Raw genomic sequence first — 16,554 nt, forward strand, 5'->3', positions numbered from 1 at the left:
ACTCTCCTCAATTAATTTATTCTTTTAAATCTCCGGTTGCTTTATCATAACCAATTAATTCATCAAAAGCAGTGATTTCGCATATTTTTTGTACTTCTTCTAAAGCTTCTGGGAATGAATGAGTGGTTGCAGGTAATTCTGAAAGACCAATTTTAGATCTTAAAGCTTTAGTTGCATCATTAATAGGTACTCCGTGACCAGTTTTAATTACAAATAAACCAGTTTTTTTGTGAGCAAGAGCCATGTAACCTGCATGAGCAGCAACGTTACGTGCTTTTTTAATGATTTCAACGATTTTAACACTTCTAGGACATCTTTCTTGACAAGTGTAACAGGTAGTACACATCCATAAAGCGTCATCGGAAATTACTTCTTCTTTTAATCCAAGTAAACATTTCCTTACTATTTGTCTTACTTTATAAGGAGTTCTTCTTCCAGAAGGACAACTTCCACCACAGGTACCACATTGGAAACAATGTTTAACTGTTTCAATTCCAGCATCAATGAATTCTGCTGTAAATTCTTTATCACGATTTGCATCGGTTAATAATTCTTTATCAGTCAATAAAGTCATATTATCTCTCTTTTTATCATTATCTTTTGAAACTTCGTTTTCAACTTTTTCGTCGTTAACTACTTCTTCAGACTCATCAATTGATTCATCTTCAGTTTCAGTGGTGTCATTTTCATCTTCAGAAACTTCATCATCCTCATTTGAATCATCAGTCAAAATATCCAGTTCGTCAAGAACTTCAGTTTTTTCCTCTACATCATCAATTTTAGGAGCAATTTCTTCGTTTTCTTTAACATCACTAGTTTCAGAAGTTTTAACGTCTTTTTTAAAAGTCATATCCTCATCATCATCTGAACTAATATTAATCTTAACCATAGGTTCAGTAGTTTTAGTTCCAGAAACAATACTTTTATCAAAATTATTGGAAGATGTAACTTTGGTATCTTCAGATTTTAAATCATCAATACCTTTTTCTTCATTATCTTTACCTCTTTTAAATAGAGATTTTAGATTATCAATAATAGACATTGAAAACACACCTTGGATAATCATAGGAATATAATCCTCAAATCCATACTAATATTCTATCAAAAAACCATATATAAAGGTTACTAAAATTTCCAAAAGTGTAACCTAAAAGATTACACTAATGATTATATTTTGGATAACCTTAAAATAGAAAGTAAAACCATATATAATGTTAAGAAAATAAATGGAATGTTTAAATTGATTGAAAAATTTGAAATAAAATCACATGATGGACCTGGAAGAGTTGGAAAAATAAATGATACAATTACTCCTAAATTATTTTTTAAAAATGACATTAAAATAGCACCTTACGAAGGATCTGCATATAATATTGACCGTGAAATTGCACAATTTAATGTTAAAGAAACATTAAGACTAGCTAAAGAAAATGCAGATAAATGTAACATAGCTACAATACAAGGTTCAAAATACATTGATTTAAGAGTTGAATGCTTAAAAGAATTAGAAAAGATAGGTTACAATGGATTTATAATAGCTAATAGTGACGAATTATTATTACATCCAAGAGACCTCAGCAATATGATTGTTAATTTAAGAAAAAATATGCATCCAACCAGCTATTTAATATTTTCATTTGCTGAACCATCATTTATGCCGCTATTAGCTTATATGGGTGTTGATGGATTTTTAGCAGATTCCGGCAATTATTACAGTTATTTAAATGTTCTATTAACTCCAACTAAAACATATGACTTGGAAACTTATCCGATTTATGAAAATATAACAAGAGACGAACTTGAAGAAAAAAACATTGAAACTCTTAATTTTGTAATTAAAGAAATTCAGACTCATATGAAAAATAGTTCATTAAGAAATTTAGTTGAAGAAAGGTCACTTACCAATCCCCAAAATGTTTCTGCTTTAAAAATATTAGACAAAGAGCATAAAAATTATCTTTTAGAATATAGTCAGCTATTTTAATATTAAAGTATTAATCATATCTTTAAATTCTGTAACTGGTTCTAAGGAAGCTTCAACAGTTCTTAATTCAAAGATATAAATATTTCCATTTTCTATAAACACATAATTGTGAATATCAAAGTTGATATCAGGAGTATCCATATTTGCATGTGTTTTAATAGCAGGTTTTCCAGCTATTTCAACAAAATCTGATTCTAAAATAACCCCCCCATCATCACTAATAGCATCTTCCATAAATAACTTATAATCTTCAATATTTGTCCTTGTTGGAAACATTACCACATTAAGTAAATTTTCTTCCCCTTTAGACAAAGTAGCTACACAATCAGGATTATTATAAGTATCTGCTTTTTCTTTTTCCCATGTGACAGGATATTTAAAAGTTAAATTTGGAGTGTTTACACTTCTAAATTCCATGATTTAATCTCCTTTTTTGTGTTTAACATCAATAGGTGCTATTTCATCTTCCACATCATCTAATGTGTCAATATATTTGGAAAATGGTTCTGGAAGTTTAGGCATTACTTCTTTTAGAATTTCAGATGCATCAAGTTCCAGTGCCTGACCTGATAAAAATTGTTCAACACTGAAATCAAACTCAAAAGGCTTAAGCAAATCATCAGTAGGTACTCTTAAATTAATCTTATTTTTATTTAATAGCATTTTAATCATACTTGTCTCACGAATTTGCTCATTCATGTCATCAATAGTACTATTTATCTCAAATGCTATAGCTTTATTCTTCTCATTTACATCATGTTTAGCTTTAGAGATGGAATTTTCCAAATCTTCAACCAATTGGGCATTTCTCTTATTAATATTATCTCTTGCTTCATCAATGACAACATTAATTGCATTAAGAATAGATTTGTTCAATTCTACATTGTAAGCTAAAATCATCTTATTTTTATAATCCAGTTCTTTAAAAATAGCTACTCTTTCTTCATCCACTTTATTAAGTTTTTTATTAAGTTCCTGAATTTCATCTTTTGCTTTAATTAATTCATCCTTATCCTTAATTTGTTCTTTTAAATCATCCACATCATCAAAAAATGAATTTTTAAGTATATTTATCTGATTATTTAAATCAGCAATCTGATTATCTTTTTTATTAATAATTTCCTCATAATCATCTAATTTTTCTTGAGAAAACTGATTATCAACTAATTCTTCATATTCTTCACTTGAAAGAACACGAACAAGATCATTATCTTCAAAAGGGTCTTCTTTTTTAAGGCTAACCTGTTTTTGTTTTGATTCCTTTTCAATAACATTACCATCTTTGTCTTTACTAGTGTACTTTTTAGTATAGACCCTAACAGTCCTATAATCATCATTTTCCATTTTGAACACCTATTAATAATAAATACAATTTATTAATTTAAATAGTTTATCCAAAAAAGTAAGAGATTAATTAAAATCCATTATGCAATTACAATTTTCTTTCCAGTTTGTAAACAAATAAAATAAGATATTGTTAAATTGCCCTGTAGAAATTAGCTGTACTTAAACAAATCAAGAAAATACAATCCAATTAACTTCAAAAATAAAAAAAATAAAAAAATAAAAATTTAAAGAGTTTCATTTTCAATCCACAACTCAATTGCCTCTTCAACAGCTTTAGAATACCACCCTGTTTCAAAAAGCATCTTAGAAGAAGCCAGTTTACGAAAATGCAAGTCCAAATCATTATTGATAGTAATGGTTACACGTTTGTTTTTTGTCATGTATAATACTACTGTAACTTATTATACATAAATTAGCAAGTGTTTTTTCACATAAATTCGCTAAACAAAAAACAAAAATTACATTAATTTTCTAAAAAATTAAATAAAAACATTTATATATCATGAAAATAAAGTATAATACGATGTGAAGTAAAATTCATGTCAGACAATGAACATCAGTCAACCATTTTATAATCTCCAAAAATATATTAAGATATGTTTCATTGAATTTAAGAAGTAGAAAATCCAAAAAACACGTTCTACTTCTCTCCCCTTATTTTAATTTAAATTTCATCAAGAATTTCACGGTTAGCTCCAGCTATCTCAACTAAATATTCTGCTTCAACAATGTGAAGTTTGGAAGGAATTACAATACAGTGAAGAGGCCCTCCAAAATCATAATCAATTAACTGGCTGATTTTACCTGCTTTTACAACAACATCTTTAGAACCTACTCTTGCAATACCAACAGCCAAAGTATCCTCAGTAATTGCGCCATCATAATCCAAAGTATTTTTAATATTCATCAGATATTCCAAACCCTGATTAACAGTCATGTAACGGTCATTATGAGCTTGAATATCAAGCAAAACTAAAGTATGCAAATCCATAGCTAAATTTTCTTCAATAGCTATGTATGGAGATTTTGGATAGAAATTATGGTCCGGGAAAGGAATGGTTGTAACTTTACCAAACTTATAACCCTGAAGTCCGGAAATAGCTGGTGCAGAAGATAAAATAGATGATCCATGAATTACTTCATAAGCAATGCCTTTTTTAGAACATTGAACCAAAAAATCACTATGAGTAGTAGCTATTAAAGGATCCCCACCTGTAATCAAAGCTACATCTGAATCAATAGCTTCATCTAAAAATTTACTTTCTTCTTCAACTTCATTTCTAACTAAAACTTCAATTTTTTTACCAATCTGAGCTTCAATCTCATCAAAACTTGAACCAAATAACCTGGAAGTGAAAAATTCCGCATAAATTTTATCGACACTTTTTAAACATTCCAAACCTTTAAGACTAATATCCTTTGCATCAAATAATCCTAATCCAACTAAATAAAACATATTATAAGATTTTAAAAACATAGTATAAAAGTGTTGTTTTAGAAAATATTATAATAACATTAAAACAAAAATTAGTGTATTAGAGGTATTTAATATGAAATCAGTTAAAGTTCCATTAAAAGAATTAAATAACACCAGAAAAAAGTTAATGGAAAAACAGTTAATGAATATGGATTATAAAATAAAAACACAAGATGACTATGGTTTCATACCAATAAATACCCCGGATTTTAAGTGTGATTATGAAATTGTTGATGTTGAATTAGAAGCAATGAAAAGATATCCTAAAAATATAAGTGAATTGCTTAAAGATGATTTGACTTCTAAAGAAATTGAAGATTTAAAAACATCATTTGACATAATCGGAGACATTGTAATTGTAGAAATTCCTGAAAATTTAGAAGAAAAAAAATCAAAAATCGGAAAAGCTACTTTAGAATTTACAAAAAGAAAATCAGTTTATATGAAAAAAAGTGCAATCCATGGAACAATACGAATTAGAGATTTAGAACTTATTGCCGGTGAAAACAATCCTGTAACAATCCATAAAGAACATGGAACAAGATTAAAGCTAAATGTTGAGGAAGTTTATTTCTCACCAAGACTAGCTACTGAACGAAAAAGAGTAAGCGATAGTGTAAAAGAAAATGAAAATATTTTAGATATGTTTTGTGGAATCGGTCCGTTTCCAACAGTAATAGCTAAAAACAATAATGTAAAAATTACTGCTGTTGACATTAATGAAAATGCAATAAAATACTTAAATGAAAATATCCGCTTAAACAAGTTACATAATATTAAATCCATTTGTGGAGATATCAGAGAAGTCAGCAAAAATCTAAACAAAAATTATGACAGAATTATAATGAATTTACCTGGACTTGCCTATGACTTTTTAGATTTGGCTATGACCCTAATAGCAAACAATGGAATTATAAACTATTATGAATTTTCTGACTCCTATGGGCAGGGAATAGAACGCCTGCAAAAAGCTGCAAAAAAAGAAAATAAAAAAGTTGAGATTTTAAATACCCGCAAAGTTAAATCCAGCAGTCCAGGAATGTGGCATGTTGCAATTGATGCTAAGGTAACTTTTTAGTTATATCATCAATTAAAACATAAGTTTCAATAACCCAAAGACAGACAAATGCAAATATTGACAATATAAATGTTAGGGGATTCATAGATTGGAAATTTGGCATGACATATGGCATTGTATAAGCTGTCAAATTCAATATGAAATGAAGAACAATAGTGGAAGCCAAACTTTTTGTTTTAATATAAATAACACCAAATAATAACCCCATAAATGATGCATAAACTATTTGAATAGTTGTATTAGTCCAGTCCCCACCAAAACCAGTAATAACATGAGCAGTACCAAATATAAATGCAGATAAAATTACTGATTTAATTATGCCGTTCTTAGAGTTGCCCCATTTTTTAAGCATATTTGTAAGAATAACTCCACGACAAAGGAATTCTTCCCATAAAGCTATTGCAACACAGTAAATTAAAGCAGCTACCACCCCAAATACATTAATTACAATACTGTAATCATAAGTTGATTCCAAAATTCCAGACAATTGAACTAAACAGAACAATAAAACTGGAATTCCTAAAAGCAACCCTTTAAAAACTCCTTTTACATTCCATGGAATATCATCAAACAATCCGATTTTTTTAGCTATAATTATTAAAACAACAAAGGCAACAAGATTGTTAACTGAAGATAAAACATAATCCATTGCAGGCAAACTAAGTATTTCTGGAGGTAGTATAAATATTAAAGCAATAGTTACTGCTCCAAATCCAAAAATCACAACAAAAATCAATGCTAAAAGTATGCTGAACAGAATAACATGTTTTTGTGAAAATTTTTCATTAATATTATCACCTAAATTGGGTCAATAATTCCATTTTCAGTTATAATACCTGTAATAAGCTCTTTTGGTACAATATCAAATGCCGGATTAATAACTTCAGTTCCCTTAGGACAGATTCTGCATCCCCCATAATATCTTACTTCATCACCGTCTCTTTCTTCAATTTCAGTATCAAATACAGAGGCATTCATGTCAAAAGTAGATAATGGAGCAGCTACATAAAATGGAACATGGAAATGATTAGCTGCTAAAGCAACCATTAAAGAACCGATTTTATTTACAACACCACCTTTAGCTATTCTATCTGCACCAATTACAACTTTATTGATTTTGTATTGAGACATTAAAAAACCGGAAGCCACATCAGAAATCAATTTAACAGGAATGTTTTCCTGCTGCATTTCCCAAACACTTAATCTGGCCCCCTGACCTCTCGGACGTGTTTCATCACAAATTACATCAATATTTTTTCCCTGATGGAATGCAGAACGAATAACGCCTAGAGCAGTACCATAATCAACACAGGCCAGTGCTCCTGCATTACAATGTGTTAAAATAGTATCCCCATCTTCAATTATCTCAGCACCATGTCTTCCGATAGCTAAATTAGTATCAATATCTTCTTTATACATAGTTAAAGCTTCTTTTAATGGATCATCACTATTTAAAACTCTGTCAACTGCCCAAAATAAATTGATAGCTGTTGGTCTTGCTGCTTTAATTTCATCTGCAGCTTTATCTAAATCTTCACCATGTAAATCAGCTAATGCCATCCCAAAAGCAGCTGCAACTCCAATAGCTGGAGCACCTCTAACAATCATATCCTTAATAGCTACAATAACTTCCCTATAATCATTACAATAAACATAAGTCAATTCATCTGGAAGTTTTGTTTGATCAATAAGCTTTAATTTATTATCTTCCCACTCAAGTGTTTTCATAAATAATACCTTCTGTTAATTAGAAATAATAAATCTTTAAAAAAAGGAAAAGCATAATTCCCCGTTAGTTTCTAATTTAAATCTATTAAATAAAATATAATTAATAGTTTTTTTAATTTTAAAATTATGCTTTTCTTCCTAATGAACTATCCATATATTGGAAATTGATTAGAGATGTAAAACTACATCTACTTATATTTTATATTTGAAATATTATATAAATTTTAAGATTTTATTGAAGAAATTGAAAAAAATATTAACAAATATTAGTGAATTAATTTAATTAATCCTAAATTTTATAAAAATTAAAAAAAAGATACAGGATAAAATCCTGTATATCAATTAATCATAGAATTTTCCTAAAAATTCTTTCATTCTTGGATTATCAGAAGCAAAGACTTCTTCAGGACTTCCATTTTCAACTATGAAACCGTCATCCATAAATATAATTGTATCTGCAACTTTTTTAGCAAAACTCATTTCATGTGTAACAATAACCATAGTCATCTTTTCAGCTGCTAAATCCTTTATTACTTTTAAAATTTCACCAGTTAACTCCGGATCAAGAGCTGATGTTGGTTCATCAAAAAATAAAATATCCGGATTCATTGCTAAAGCTCTTGCAATAGAAACCCTTTGCTGTTGACCACCAGACAATTCACATGGATAAGAATCTTCCTTATCACTTAAATCTAATTTTTTAAGTAAATTTCTAGCATCCCTATAAACATCATCTTTATTTCTTTTTTGAACTTTAATAGGTGCATTAGTAATGTTTTTCATAACTGAATGATGAGGGAATAAATTGAAATCCTGAAAAACTAAACCAAAGGTTCCATCAAAATCAATGATTCCACTATCCTGAGTTTCCAAATTAGTTATACATCTAAGTAATGTAGATTTACCTGAACCTGATGGTCCAATTATACATAAAACTTCACCCTTATCCACTTTAAGAGAAATATCTTTCAATACTTCATTTTTACCGAAACTTTTTTTAAGATTTTTAATTTCTAATAAACTCATGATATTTCCCCCTTAATCATAATAATCTAATTTTTCTTCGATATATTCCATTACAAATGCAACAATTACATTGAATATATAATAAAATACACCTGCTATAAGCAATGCCATAATTGAAGCTTCTGAAGCAGCAATTTGTTTAGCTACTGTGAACATTTCTGGAATAGCTATTACAAAAGACAAAGATGTATCCTTTACAAGAGTAATTACTTCATTTGTTATTGAAGGCAGAACTATTTTAATGACCTGAGGTAAAATAATTATGAAAAATGTTTCTATTTTACTATAACCTAATACCTGTGCAGCTTCATATTGTCCTTTAGGAATAGCTTCAATTCCGCCTCTGTAAATTTCAGCAAAGTATGCTGCATAATTAATTGAAAAAGCAATAATCACAGATATCATCCTATAATCAGGAGATAAAGAAGCACCAAAAATATAATATGGTGCAAAGAATACCACAATTAATTGTAACATTAATGGTGTGCCTCTCATAATTGAGATATACACTTTCATTAACCATCTTAATGGTTTGAACTTACTCATTCTTCCCCAAGCCACTACAAGACCAAGAGGAAGTGAAAATAATAACGTAAGTAAAAAAATTTCTATGGAGGTAATCATACCTCCACACAATTCTGTTATTACAGTACTTAATAACATATATTATTCGCCTGACTTATTTTCTTATAAGAGAATCTTTAATATCATATTCACTGTATTTATCAGCAATTTTATCAACAGTACCGTCTTTGAACATTTCATCTAAAGTAGACTGTACTTGATCTCTCAATTCAGTATTGCCTTCTTTAAATCCAATACCATACTGCTCTGAAGATATATTGTCATTCAATATTACAAAATCATCAGTGTTATTTTTTGAATTTAATTGGTAATGTGCAACACCAATATCAACTGCAACAGCATCACAAGCTCCAGATTCCAAATCCATAAATGCAGTATTATAATCAGCTACTTCAACTAAGTTTCCAAATGTATCTGCCAATGATTTTTGATCTCCTTGAAGTGCAGCTAATGCAGAGGAATCTTTTTGAGTTTCTACATTTTTACCTTTTAAGTCACTTAAAGAATTAATACCTGAACCATTTTTAACAACAATAACCTGTTTGTTATCAAAGTAAGGGTCAGACCATGTGTATTGATCTTCTCTGCCATCCATGGTAAATCCATTCCATATACAATCAATACTGCCTGAATCTAATTCACTGTCTTTAGCATCCCAGTCAATAGGTTGTTTAACTAAAGTCCAATTGTTTCTATCACAAACTTCTTGTGCTAAATCTAAATCAAAACCTACATAATCCCCATTGTCATCTTTGTAACCATATGGTGGAAATTCTGCATCAAATCCAACAACTAATGTCTTATCATCGTTAACTACTTTACTTTCCCCATCAAATACGCCAGAGTATGCCGCCACACCAACAATTGCGAGTATGACTATTATACAAGCGATAATTCCAATTTTCTTATCCATATTTTAACACCAAAATATCTATTAAACATATCTTAAATTCTTAAATTAAGTAAAAAATCTAAGCTATATAATAACTTTTATTTCTTTAAATATTTATTATTTTACACAATTACTGCTGAAAAAATAAATAAAAACAATAAAAAAAATTGAAAAAAAGAAAAATTAGTAATGACTTTGAGGAGTCATTCCTAAATGATGGTCTTCACTTTTTTTACCAGGAATCCCATAAGCATCTGCCCTACATTGAGTACATGCTCTAAATACCGGAATAATTTCTTCAACTTCTTCACGAACCTTTTCCATCATAGAACATCCCGGACGTTTATAAATTTTCATTTTATTTAATGGAATAAGTGGCAAAACATTCATTAAAGAAGCTCCGCGTTTTTTAACTTCTTTAGCTATCTCAACAATATGTTCATCATTTAATCCTGGAATTAAAACAGAATTAACTTTAACAACCATGCCATTTTTAGCTGCTTTTTCAACACCTTCAAGCTGATTTTTAATTAATATTTCAGCAGCTTCGTAGCCTTTGTAAACTTTCCCTTCATATTTAATAAATGAGTAAATATCCATTGCTATATCTGGATCAATTGCATTAATTGTTACAGTAACAGAATTTACTCCAAGTTCAGCCAATCTATCTGCATATTTAGGAAGTAAAAGACCATTAGTACTCATACATTTTATTAAATCAGGATGAGTTTTACCTAGCTTTTCAAAAAACTCAAAAGTTTCCTCATTAGCCAGAGAATCTCCAGGTCCAGCTACACCAACTACAGAAATTGGTCCTTCTGCAGTTACATCATCAATATGACTAATAGCATCATCTGGTTTCATTATACAGCTAGTAACCCCCGGCCTATTTTCTTCATCATTTATATTCCTAGTACAGAAATTACAATAAATATTACATTTTGGTGCTACAGGTACATGAGCTCTACCTACTTTATCATGCACTTTTTCATTAAAACATGGATGTGCTTTAGTTATGTGTGCAAATCTAGAACCATTATGTTCATTCATATAACATCACTCCCCTACTTGTAATTATGTTTGTATATAATCGAACTATATTATAAAGTTATCTATAAACCTTTATTTAATTCTGCAATATAGTCATTAGCTTTATCAATCCAATCATCTTTAATTAATTCATCAGTAGCTATTACAGCCACAATATCCCCAACAGAAACATCTTTAATTATTTTAAACCCTTCCGGCAAAATTCTAAAGATTGCATCATAAATTCTTCTTTGAAGATTTGAATGAGGATCATCAACAACCAAATCTTCCAGATCCATTTGATTTCCTTCAAGATCAATATTATACCTGGTCGGCTGATAAAGCTCATCTCTAGAAAATCTCCTCCACAATAACTTCAAAATATTTGGGAGATAATTTTCATTTTCAATAAATATTTTAGTAACATCATTGCTTTTATCATAAGTGAAATTAGCCACATCACCAAATTTAATAACACCAGAAGTCTTTTTCATTTTAATAGCTAAAATAAAAACTGCTTCATCAGGGTTAGCAAAAGCTTTTAAATCTTCAACAGCAGGACCAAGAACCAAATCCTGAAAAATCTGTTTAATAATCATTTCATAGACTTCTGCGCCTTTTTCATCATAGCATTCTACTAACATCAAATCAACTCTTGACTATTTATTATCTTGCCTATGACCCATTCCAGATACTAAAAGAGCAGCACCTACCGCTCCAATATGTTGAGAATATTGAGGTACAATAACATCAATACCACCTAACATTTCACTAACAGCTTCAACAAGTCCAGAAATTAATGATGTTCCACCTACCTGTATGAGAGGTTCCCTTAAATCTATTTCCTGAAGTTGCTGTTCATAAACTTGTTCAGCTACAGAATGACAGGTTGCGGCAGCAGCATCAGCTTTGGAACCACCTGCTGCAAGAGTAGTAACTAAATCCTGAATACCGAAAACAATACAGTAACTGTTAAGTAATGCTTTTCTGTAATCCCCTTGTAAAGCAAGAGGTCCTAATTCTTCAATAGAAACATCTAAACGACGGGAAGCCATATCTAAAAATCTTCCAGATGCTCCTGCACAGATTCCCCCCATAGTAAAGTTATCAGGAATACCATCATTAACAGTGATTACTTTGTTATCCATACCCCCAATATCCAATACAGTAGCTTCCCCTTTTTGATGATCAGCTAAATATACTGCACCTTTTGCATTAACAGACAATTCTTCCTGAACTAATTCTGCATTTAATTGTTTACCAATATTAATACGACCATAACCAGTTGTACCAATTCCATCAACATCATCAATTGTATATTCAGTATCAGCAAAAGCTTCTTCAACACCTTTATAAACAGAACCCATAATATCTTTTGTTTCTGTCCAGCCAGTACCGATAACTTTATTATTTTCCATAGCTACAACTTTTGTAGTTGTTGAACCAGAATCAATACCTAATGTAAGACCTTCCTGTTTTTCACGAGCAAGAATACTTCTACGTGTTACAGTAGTAGCTAATGCTTCCATACGAATAAATAATTCATCTGCTTTTGTTCTTTCTGTAAATGAATATGTAACTACAGGAATACGAGTATTATCCTGCAGGAATTTACGCACTGCATTTCTTACAAGAGCTCCTTCTGCACATCTAAAACAAGAAGCAATGAATACTGCATCAGGTTTACATCTTCCTTCAACAATTGCCATTGCTCTTGCAATCATTAACTTTAAACTTGAACTTTGAGCAGAAAATCCAAATTTGGCATAAGATTCATCAATATAATCCAAATCAATTTCCGGAAGAATAATTTCTGCACCAAAAGTATTGGCTGCTTTTTCAATTTCCTTTTGAATTCCACTATATTCAGTTCCACATGAAACTAAAGCAATTTTAACCATTATTATTCCTCCTTAAGAGAGTCTAAAAACTCATTAATTTGATTTACCATTAAAAATGTCCCATCCCTATTTTTTGGATATGTAACTTCAAGTATAGGAATATCCCTTTGCCTAAGCAGGAATATGGACAGTTCATTTGTTCTAGCGCAACCTACACAACCAAAACCAAATGGAGCACCATCAACTAAAATAGCTGCTTCAGCTTCATCTATTAAAGGACCTATAATAGACATTCTTCCACGAACACCTGAAGGAACTTCAATAGCTGCATATTTAAGACCTTTAATTGGGTCTTCTTCAGTAATATTCATAGGAGGAGAATCAATTTCAGGATCTTTAATTTTTTGTCTTATTTGTTTTTGAAGAACTAAAGGAGTGTGACCTTTCCTTTCAATTAAATCTGCTAAGATTAATGAATTTGGAGGATAAATAGCTACTTTCACCATGTTTTTTCACCTATCATTATTATTTTCTAAACATTCATTCATAATTTTTTTAAATTTATCAACATCAATTGGTTTTTCAACCGCAACTTTTACATCACGAGGATTTTCCAAAGCATCTGCCACATCACCAAGCAATCTGTATTCATTTTCCATCTGGTGGAAACCTTCCCTTGGTCCAAATCTGTGGCCCCTGCATCTTCTAGGATCCCCAGGAGCAAAACCTCTCTCTTTTGTGAAAATGTGATTCGGATCCAATTTTCTTATTTCACGAATCGCTTCAAAAACATCCTTTGTTTTTCCACTTACCATAGAACCATAACAGGTATTTTTTATTGTAAGAGGTAAATCAAGCATATGTAACTCATTAACAATTTCACTTTCACTAACATGAGCTCCAGGAGCAATTATAATCATACGAGTAATTACATCAGGATCCCAATCTTCTTTATCCAATTCAGGACTAATCGTTAAATTCCTTAACATAAACTATCTCTCCATCTTTAAATTTTTCAAGTTTGGAATAATCAGAAACAACATTACCAACAATGTTAGTTGAACTAAATGATTCTGCAGTTGGTCCAAATTCCTTATTATCTTCAAATCTTACTCCAATTAAACCAACATTTTTTGCAGACATATTAGTTACACCAATTTCACATGCTTTTACAATATTTTCAGGAGTATTTTCTGGAACAAGTCCTTTTGAAATATTTGAATCTCCTTCAAATATTAATATATGCATCCCAGGTACTGAAAAATGAACTTTAATTTTACCAATTGGCTCTTCTAAAAGACCTGACACTAATTTAAAGTATTTTACAGTTCTTGAAGCATTTTCAGTAAAGTCAATTTCACATAAATCATCTTTATGAATGGATTTGGTTGTTACTTTTCCTTCATTTAAAATATCAATCGTGTATTTTGGAGTTTGCTCTACAATTAAAGCATCTTCTCCAGTCACTCCCTCTTTAACATGTTCAATATTTAAACTGGCTAATTTTTCATCAATTTCATTTTGATTATGACCAAGTAACATCAGTCTATCCTGATTAGATTTAACAGTTATAAACTCTCCTTTTTTAGCTATATCAATAATTTCCATACCATTTATGATTTTACCTACATTGGTGTGATTTGGACTTAAAACTCTACTTTCCCTATAAATATATAATTTTCCAACACCTACACCACTGTTTCTAACAGTTATGCTTCCTCTTGTTCTGGAAGCAACATTTTCTTTAGGTTTATCTATCCCTTTCAAATCATAAAATCCTAAAAATGATTCTGATTCAAAATCAACTTTAATTCTGCCGTCTTTAATAATTGAAAACAGATGCTCAACAGAAACTGGAGAATTATTATCCACTTCCAGTGAAACATAAGTAAATAATTCATTGCCCTCTTTTAAAACAGTGTCTAAATCAGATACAGCAGATGAATCTGTAGTTGTACTTCTTTCAATAATAGGGTCAATAGCTTTTACTTCATCATCATCTGTTAGTAAGTTTAAAGTTTTTTTACCACCAATTACCTTTGCAAATATTCCTTTATTAAATGGAGGAACACTGTAAACATTAGTGGTGTTTTCCTTAATAAGAATTAAATGTGTTGACTCATTACTAAAACTAGATAAACTTAAAACAACATCCCCCTCATAATATTTATATTCATCAGAAGTAGGTTTCAAATCAGTGACAACAGGACCAATAGCTACTTCATTTGAAGTTGACCATCTAACAGATAAGTTTTCAAAATCTTTATACTGTTTTTTCCAGACATCAACTAAAGGCTGTGCTTCTTTAGTATCAAGAAGTTCTAAAATAACAGATCCTTGTGTTGTTTTAATTCTAAACTTGCTAACATTTTTTTCAAGCTCTTTTTTACCCTTAATTAAACAGATAATACTGCCGGGAGTGTATGGAGCATTAGATTCATCAATAACATCCTGAATTGTAGAACCTTCTGCCACATTCATTTCTTTTCCATTAATTTTTATTAACATATAATCTCCCAAAAAGAATTTTTTAATTAATATATAAATTTTAAAGCTTATAAAAATAATTACTCTTTTTTAAACTTGAAAACTGGATTTGTTTTTTGATTAAAAACTTCCAATTTTTCACCATCACCATTAACTAAATACAAAGAACAGTCACCAGTAATTTCGCCAACAACATTAGCTTCAATAGAATAATCCTTCAAATACTCTTTAATAAAATCACAATTTTCCTCATCAGCAGTAAATACAAAACCAGAACCCGGATATGATTTTAACCAATTTTCCCATCCAATATTTTTATTTCTTGGAATATCCATTAAATTTACTATTGCTCCTTTAACAGATGTTTCAAGTAACATTTCCAAAGTTCCTAAAATACCAGGGTTACTGATATCTTTTCCAGATTTAATATAATCTTTTTCAGCTAAATATTGAACTGCTGTAATTTGATCTTGAACTAATTGTTTGTCCTTATCATATGTAGTATCCCAATTTAGTGCAAACATTTCATGAGGTTTACCATCTAAATCAATAGCAACAATGATTTTATCACCTACTTCTGCCCCAAAACTAGTGATTAATTTATCTTTCTTTGCAATTCCCACAATAGCTACTCCCAAAGAATCAACTTCACCATCAGGATGTAGATGACCTCCAACCATAGGTACACCAAACTTCAAACAACCATCTTTAATACCTGCCAATAATTCTTCATAAATTTCATCATGTTTTATTGACATTATATTAACCATAGCCAATGGTTTTCCACCCATAGCTGCAATATCATTTACATTAACAAGAACAGAACAATAACCTGCCCAATATGGGTTAACATTCATTATTTGACCCCATATACCATCTGCAGCTACTAAAACTACTTGATTATTTCCAATATCAATAGCTGAAGCATCATCACCAATATCAATTACAACATCACCTGAAACATTATAAGATTCAGTTAAAAGAGATGTTACAGTATCAATAGAAGCTTTACGAGTTACTCCTTCAAATTCCTGAATTGCCTTTACAAGGTTTTTAAAATCTGAAATAAAAACACCTTCC

19 protein-coding genes are annotated in these 16,554 nt (G+C 30.1%); 2 read left to right on the plus strand and 17 right to left on the minus strand.

From position 1 onward, the window contains the following. Positions 1–16: 16 nt before the first annotated feature. Positions 17–1,042, minus strand: a complete 1,026-nt coding sequence (gene hdrC, locus ACMC9J_RS02225) for a CoB--CoM heterodisulfide reductase subunit C (RefSeq protein WP_019264686.1) — start codon at positions 1,040–1,042, stop codon at positions 17–19. A 189-nt stretch (positions 1,043–1,231) separates the two neighbouring features. Here hdrC and ACMC9J_RS02230 point away from each other — a divergent pair, with 189 nt between their 5' ends. Then, the gene (locus ACMC9J_RS02230; protein WP_427003624.1) at positions 1,232–1,984 is read left to right on the plus strand and encodes an archaeosine tRNA-ribosyltransferase; all 753 of its coding nucleotides are present in this window, start codon (positions 1,232–1,234) and stop codon (positions 1,982–1,984) included. Here ACMC9J_RS02230 and ACMC9J_RS02235 read toward each other — a convergent pair. The 4 genes from ACMC9J_RS02235 to dph5 all read right to left on the minus strand — a co-directional run bounded on the left by ACMC9J_RS02235 (position 1,976) and on the right by dph5 (position 4,808). Next, positions 1,976–2,401: a hypothetical protein gene (locus ACMC9J_RS02235; RefSeq protein ID WP_019264688.1), complete on the minus strand. Its 426-nt coding sequence runs from the start codon at positions 2,399–2,401 to the stop codon at positions 1,976–1,978. The two genes, ACMC9J_RS02230 and ACMC9J_RS02235, sit on opposite strands and share 9 nt — an antisense overlap. A 3-nt stretch (positions 2,402–2,404) precedes the next feature. Next, entirely contained in the window at positions 2,405–3,328 is a 924-nt protein-coding gene (locus tag ACMC9J_RS02240) for a coiled-coil domain-containing protein (RefSeq protein WP_019266577.1), read from the minus strand. A 227-nt stretch (positions 3,329–3,555) separates the two neighbouring features. Beyond that, on the minus strand, positions 3,556–3,711 hold the full coding sequence (locus ACMC9J_RS02245; protein WP_019264690.1) for a hypothetical protein: 156 nt from the start codon (positions 3,709–3,711) through the stop codon (positions 3,556–3,558). Positions 3,712–3,995: 284 nt separating this feature from the next. Next, positions 3,996–4,808, minus strand: a complete 813-nt coding sequence (gene dph5, locus ACMC9J_RS02250; protein WP_019266578.1) for a diphthine synthase — start codon at positions 4,806–4,808, stop codon at positions 3,996–3,998. A gap of 73 nt (positions 4,809–4,881) precedes the next feature. Between dph5 and ACMC9J_RS02255 the strand changes: the two genes are divergently transcribed. Next, positions 4,882–5,886 (plus strand): class I SAM-dependent methyltransferase, encoded by a 1,005-nt coding sequence (locus ACMC9J_RS02255; protein ID WP_427003482.1) that lies wholly within the window; start codon positions 4,882–4,884, stop codon positions 5,884–5,886. On the opposite strand, the gene ACMC9J_RS02260 is transcribed toward ACMC9J_RS02255, so the two are convergent. The 12 genes from ACMC9J_RS02260 to ACMC9J_RS02315 form a co-directional block, all read right to left on the minus strand. Beyond that, entirely contained in the window at positions 5,870–6,643 is a 774-nt protein-coding gene (locus ACMC9J_RS02260; RefSeq protein WP_427003625.1) for a CPBP family intramembrane glutamic endopeptidase, read from the minus strand. The genes ACMC9J_RS02255 and ACMC9J_RS02260 overlap by 17 nt on opposite strands. Before the next feature lie 41 nt (positions 6,644–6,684). Continuing rightward, a complete protein-coding gene (mtnA, locus tag ACMC9J_RS02265; RefSeq protein WP_019267808.1) occupies positions 6,685–7,614 on the minus strand; it encodes an S-methyl-5-thioribose-1-phosphate isomerase in 930 nt (309 codons plus the stop codon). Positions 7,615–7,956: 342 nt separating this feature from the next. Further along, on the minus strand, positions 7,957–8,640 hold the full coding sequence (locus tag ACMC9J_RS02270) for an amino acid ABC transporter ATP-binding protein (protein WP_019264696.1): 684 nt from the start codon (positions 8,638–8,640) through the stop codon (positions 7,957–7,959). A gap of 12 nt (positions 8,641–8,652) precedes the next feature. After that, complete coding sequence (locus ACMC9J_RS02275) at positions 8,653–9,303, minus strand: amino acid ABC transporter permease (RefSeq protein ID WP_019264697.1); 651 nt, start codon at positions 9,301–9,303, stop codon at positions 8,653–8,655. Positions 9,304–9,319: 16 nt separating this feature from the next. Next, the gene (locus ACMC9J_RS02280) at positions 9,320–10,138 is read right to left on the minus strand and encodes an amino acid ABC transporter substrate-binding protein (protein ID WP_019264698.1); all 819 of its coding nucleotides are present in this window, start codon (positions 10,136–10,138) and stop codon (positions 9,320–9,322) included. A 162-nt stretch (positions 10,139–10,300) separates the two neighbouring features. Then, on the minus strand, positions 10,301–11,167 hold the full coding sequence (locus tag ACMC9J_RS02285; RefSeq protein ID WP_019264699.1) for a radical SAM protein: 867 nt from the start codon (positions 11,165–11,167) through the stop codon (positions 10,301–10,303). A 62-nt stretch (positions 11,168–11,229) separates the two neighbouring features. Continuing rightward, complete coding sequence (locus ACMC9J_RS02290; protein ID WP_019264700.1) at positions 11,230–11,790, minus strand: methanogenesis marker 17 protein; 561 nt, start codon at positions 11,788–11,790, stop codon at positions 11,230–11,232. Positions 11,791–11,805: 15 nt separating this feature from the next. Further along, a complete protein-coding gene (locus ACMC9J_RS02295) occupies positions 11,806–13,047 on the minus strand; it encodes a methanogenesis marker 15 protein (RefSeq protein ID WP_019264701.1) in 1,242 nt (413 codons plus the stop codon). A gap of 2 nt (positions 13,048–13,049) precedes the next feature. After that, positions 13,050–13,493: a methanogenesis marker 5 protein gene (locus ACMC9J_RS02300; protein WP_019266583.1), complete on the minus strand. Its 444-nt coding sequence runs from the start codon at positions 13,491–13,493 to the stop codon at positions 13,050–13,052. A gap of 6 nt (positions 13,494–13,499) precedes the next feature. After that, positions 13,500–13,976, minus strand: coding sequence for a methanogenesis marker 6 protein (locus tag ACMC9J_RS02305; protein ID WP_427003483.1), 477 nt, complete (start codon positions 13,974–13,976; stop codon positions 13,500–13,502). Continuing rightward, the gene (gene mmp3, locus ACMC9J_RS02310; RefSeq protein WP_427003484.1) at positions 13,954–15,495 is read right to left on the minus strand and encodes a methyl-coenzyme M reductase-associated protein Mmp3; all 1,542 of its coding nucleotides are present in this window, start codon (positions 15,493–15,495) and stop codon (positions 13,954–13,956) included. The genes ACMC9J_RS02305 and mmp3 overlap by 23 nt, the downstream gene beginning before the upstream one ends. A gap of 59 nt (positions 15,496–15,554) precedes the next feature. Next, positions 15,555–16,541, minus strand: a complete 987-nt coding sequence (locus tag ACMC9J_RS02315; protein ID WP_427003626.1) for a methanogenesis marker 2 protein — start codon at positions 16,539–16,541, stop codon at positions 15,555–15,557. Between the last annotated feature and the right edge of the window lie 13 nt (positions 16,542–16,554).

This window comes from Methanobrevibacter intestini (assembly GCF_047402955.1).
Taxonomy (GTDB): Archaea; Methanobacteriota; Methanobacteria; order Methanobacteriales; family Methanobacteriaceae; genus Methanocatella; species Methanocatella intestini.

Excerpts from the sequence above, each read along its gene's own strand:
- hdrC (WP_019264686.1), bottom strand. The coding sequence starts at position 1,042 with ATGTCTATTATTGATAATCTAAAATCTCTATTTAAAAGAGGTAAAGAT.
- ACMC9J_RS02230 (WP_427003624.1), top strand. The coding sequence starts at position 1,232 with ATGTTTAAATTGATTGAAAAATTTGAAATAAAATCACATGATGGACCT.
- ACMC9J_RS02235 (WP_019264688.1), bottom strand. The coding sequence starts at position 2,401 with ATGGAATTTAGAAGTGTAAACACTCCAAATTTAACTTTTAAATATCCT.
- ACMC9J_RS02240 (WP_019266577.1), bottom strand. The coding sequence starts at position 3,328 with ATGGAAAATGATGATTATAGGACTGTTAGGGTCTATACTAAAAAGTAC.
- ACMC9J_RS02245 (WP_019264690.1), bottom strand. The coding sequence starts at position 3,711 with ATGACAAAAAACAAACGTGTAACCATTACTATCAATAATGATTTGGAC.
- dph5 (WP_019266578.1), bottom strand. The coding sequence starts at position 4,808 with ATGTTTTTAAAATCTTATAATATGTTTTATTTAGTTGGATTAGGATTA.
- ACMC9J_RS02255 (WP_427003482.1), top strand. The coding sequence starts at position 4,882 with ATGAAATCAGTTAAAGTTCCATTAAAAGAATTAAATAACACCAGAAAA.
- mtnA (WP_019267808.1), bottom strand. The coding sequence starts at position 7,614 with ATGAAAACACTTGAGTGGGAAGATAATAAATTAAAGCTTATTGATCAA.
- ACMC9J_RS02270 (WP_019264696.1), bottom strand. The coding sequence starts at position 8,640 with ATGAGTTTATTAGAAATTAAAAATCTTAAAAAAAGTTTCGGTAAAAAT.
- ACMC9J_RS02275 (WP_019264697.1), bottom strand. The coding sequence starts at position 9,303 with ATGTTATTAAGTACTGTAATAACAGAATTGTGTGGAGGTATGATTACC.
- ACMC9J_RS02280 (WP_019264698.1), bottom strand. The coding sequence starts at position 10,138 with ATGGATAAGAAAATTGGAATTATCGCTTGTATAATAGTCATACTCGCA.
- ACMC9J_RS02285 (WP_019264699.1), bottom strand. The coding sequence starts at position 11,167 with ATGAATGAACATAATGGTTCTAGATTTGCACACATAACTAAAGCACAT.
- ACMC9J_RS02290 (WP_019264700.1), bottom strand. The coding sequence starts at position 11,790 with ATGTTAGTAGAATGCTATGATGAAAAAGGCGCAGAAGTCTATGAAATG.
- ACMC9J_RS02295 (WP_019264701.1), bottom strand. The coding sequence starts at position 13,047 with ATGGTTAAAATTGCTTTAGTTTCATGTGGAACTGAATATAGTGGAATT.
- ACMC9J_RS02300 (WP_019266583.1), bottom strand. The coding sequence starts at position 13,493 with ATGGTGAAAGTAGCTATTTATCCTCCAAATTCATTAATCTTAGCAGAT.
- ACMC9J_RS02305 (WP_427003483.1), bottom strand. The coding sequence starts at position 13,976 with ATGTTAAGGAATTTAACGATTAGTCCTGAATTGGATAAAGAAGATTGG.
- mmp3 (WP_427003484.1), bottom strand. The coding sequence starts at position 15,495 with ATGTTAATAAAAATTAATGGAAAAGAAATGAATGTGGCAGAAGGTTCT.